Source organism: Acetivibrio sp. MSJd-27 (assembly GCF_018918095.1).
Taxonomy (GTDB): Bacteria; Bacillota; Clostridia; order UMGS1840; family HGM11507; genus HGM11507.
Window position 1 is genome coordinate 1 of the sequence record NZ_JAHLPV010000077.1, and the last position, 2,956, is coordinate 2,956.

Here is a 2,956-nt window from a genome sequence, read left to right on the forward strand (position 1 = left end):
CGGCTGTAAAGCGCATCCACCAAGTCGTACAGATGCGTAAAATCCACCGCGCTGTCAATCTGCCGCAGCAGATGCTCCGACGGAACCAGCTCCTCCAAACATAGGATTTCTACTACATTTCTGCGCAATTCCTGCTCTTTTGCTAGCACACGCCGTCCCTCCCCAGTCTTTTCTTATCTTTATTTTACCACACATACGCAAAAAAGCCCAGTGTATACTGGACTTTTTCGACAGGCTGATGCCAGGAAGATGAATAAAATCTTCCTGGCATTATTTTTTAACCAAAGTATCCTCAACCGTTATATTTTCTTTATACATTAAAAATAATATTCCAATTTATATCTCATAAAAATTCTCCAAGCTCCTTCCTTCCATAGCGAAATCAGGCTCTTTCCCTTTTTAGATAGATTGCCGCCAGAAAGGTAAAAAATTCAGCAACAATAATTCCTCCCCAAAGCGCCTTTTCTCCAAAAATGGCTGGGAGAAGGAAAATAAACAGTGTATTTAACAAAAAACTTCTAAGCACCGAAACAAGCACTGCTCTTGATGTCTGTTTCGTAGATAAAAAATAGATTGTAAAAATAATGTTAAGTGCCGCAAAAATAAAAGATATTCCATAAACCTTCAATGCCGTATCTGCAATCGAAATCAAACGGCTGTCACCATTGAACACCGGAATAATCTGTTTTCCAAAAAAGAATAGTATCAGATAAATGCTCAAGGCAACTCCAGCATTCGTAATGATTCCGAGTTTAAAATAGTTTTGTTCCGATTTTTTATCTCCATTTCCAAAACTTCTGCCAAATAAAGGCTGCACACCTTGGGAAACACCAGTAAAAAGTCCAACCGACAAGGACAATAAATAGGTTACAACAGCAAAAGCGGACACTCCCATTTCTCCCAGAATACGAAAAACTACAAGATTGTAACAAAACACTGTTACCGACTGATTCATTTGTGTGACAAATTCTGGCGTGCCTCTAAGGACAATTTTTCTGCACAGAGAAATTTCTTTTACATATTTCATGTCTTTCAGACGAATACATAGATTTCCCTTTTTGAGAACAAAATGAAAAAGAAGCAATATACAGGAGAGCACCTGTCCAATTTCCGATGCAATAGCTGCTCCCGAAACCCCCATCTGGAGAGGAAAAATAAAAAGCCAATCAAGAAAAATATTGGATGTCGCCCCCACCAGCATTGCCCACATGGAGAGTGCAGGGTTTCCGTCATTCCGCACGGCTGCCGCCAAAAACATCGACAGACAAAAGAAAATATCAAACATTGCATAAAAACGGATATAAACCGCCGTTCCCTCCAAAAGCATTGGACTTGCCCCAAAAGCCTTTGCAAGATGACTGGGAAAAAGAACTCCCAGCAGGCAAAACAAAAGGGAAAAGAAAAGTACCAGTACAAAACCAACCATAAATGCCTGATTGGCACCAGCTTTTTCTCCTCTGCCAAACCGTACCGCTGTGACTGCCGCGCTTCCCATTGTAAACATCATAGAGACAGCTCCCATCGTCAGAACAAATGGAAGGGATAAATTAACGGCAGCAAGCGCGTTCGTTCCAACCCCCTGCCCTACAAATATTCCATCAACCACTACATAAAGCATTGTTACCAACATTGCCGCCGTGGATGGAATCACATATCGAATAAAGGTTTTTCTGTTTTTTCTCATCATGTCAAACTTCCCCTTGCTATTTTCAGTTTCATTTCATATAATAGTATCATAAAGCATCCTATAATGGGAGAGTCAAGGAGAATTTAACGAAAGATGAAAAAATATTTTACCATCGGCGAGATTTCGAAAATGAAAGGCGTGGGAATCAAATCTCTTCGCTATTATGATAAAAGTCGGCGTGTTAAAACCTGCATATATCAATCAGGAAACAGGATATCGCTATTATACTGCAGAACAGCTTTTCTTTTTGGACAACATTCTTTTGAGTATTGAACTTGGAATTCCCTTAAAAGAATTTCTGAATTTCATCGATGAAGAAGGAAATATTCGTCTGCAAAGCTTCCTCTCCTATGCCAGAAATCTTATGCAGGAAAAGCGAAAACGTCTGGAAACTGGCATTACAAAAACAGAATATATTTTAAATGATATTTCGCGGCATAAAAAAGACAAGAAACGCACAGTTCCCTATGTCCGCTTTTTGCCGGAACGCAATATTATAAAAATCCCTTTCGGGGAGGGGGACTATTCAACAGAATATGCAGAAAAAATAACACAACTCGTTTTTCTTGCTGAGGAAAACAGATTGCATACAACCTATCTGGCCGGACTAATCCACTATTTATCTCCCAGTGAAACAAAAAGATTTATTTATATTGAAGTATTGGAGAATGCTGCTGAATTGCCGGAATTCACCAAAATTCCAGCCGGAAATTACAGGTGTATTTGCAGTAAAAATATACTCTTTGATGACGATTCCCCTCTTCTCTCCCTTGAGCTGGAAAAGAAGAAGGAATACATCATTATAGAGGCAGATGTCTTTGAAAGTACCGTAAAATATAATTCTTATACGGTAGAACTTCAAATTTTACAGCCCTGACAATTCAACGGCACCGTCTTACAAGACGGTGCCGCAGCCTGTCGAAAAAGTCCAGTATACACTGGGCTTTTTTGCGTATGTGTGGTAAAATAAAGATAAGAAAAGACTGGGGAGGGACGGCGTGTGCTAGCAAAAGAGCAGGAATTGCGCAGAAATGTAGTAGAAATCCTATGTTTGGAGGAGCTGGTTCCATCGGAGCATCTGCTGCGGCAGATTGACAGCGCGGTGGATTTTACGCATCTGTACGACTTGGTGGATGCGCTTTACAGCCGCGACAACGGCCGTCCCAGCATTGACCCGGTGGTATTGTTCAAAATTGTGTTCATCCAGCACCTGTACGGCATCCCCTCGCTGCGCCGTACCATGCAGGAGATTGGCATGAACATCGCATA

General features: G+C 40.9%; 3 protein-coding genes. 2 read left to right on the forward strand and 1 reads right to left on the reverse strand.

Annotated elements, in window-relative coordinates; genetic code table 11:
- Nucleotides 1-382: 382 nt before the first annotated feature.
- Nucleotides 383-1,687: an MATE family efflux transporter gene (locus KQI32_RS13035; RefSeq protein WP_216426040.1), complete on the reverse strand. Its 1,305-nt coding sequence runs from the start codon at nt 1,685-1,687 to the stop codon at nt 383-385.
- 178 nt (nt 1,688-1,865) lie between these two features.
- On the opposite strand from KQI32_RS13035, the gene KQI32_RS13040 reads away from it, so the two are divergent.
- Nucleotides 1,866-2,564, forward strand: a complete 699-nt coding sequence (locus KQI32_RS13040; RefSeq protein ID WP_216426042.1) for a hypothetical protein — start codon at nt 1,866-1,868, stop codon at nt 2,562-2,564.
- A gap of 123 nt (nt 2,565-2,687) precedes the next feature.
- Nucleotides 2,688-2,956 (forward strand): transposase (locus KQI32_RS13045; protein WP_216423449.1); only part of this gene is annotated, 269 nt, incomplete at its 3' end.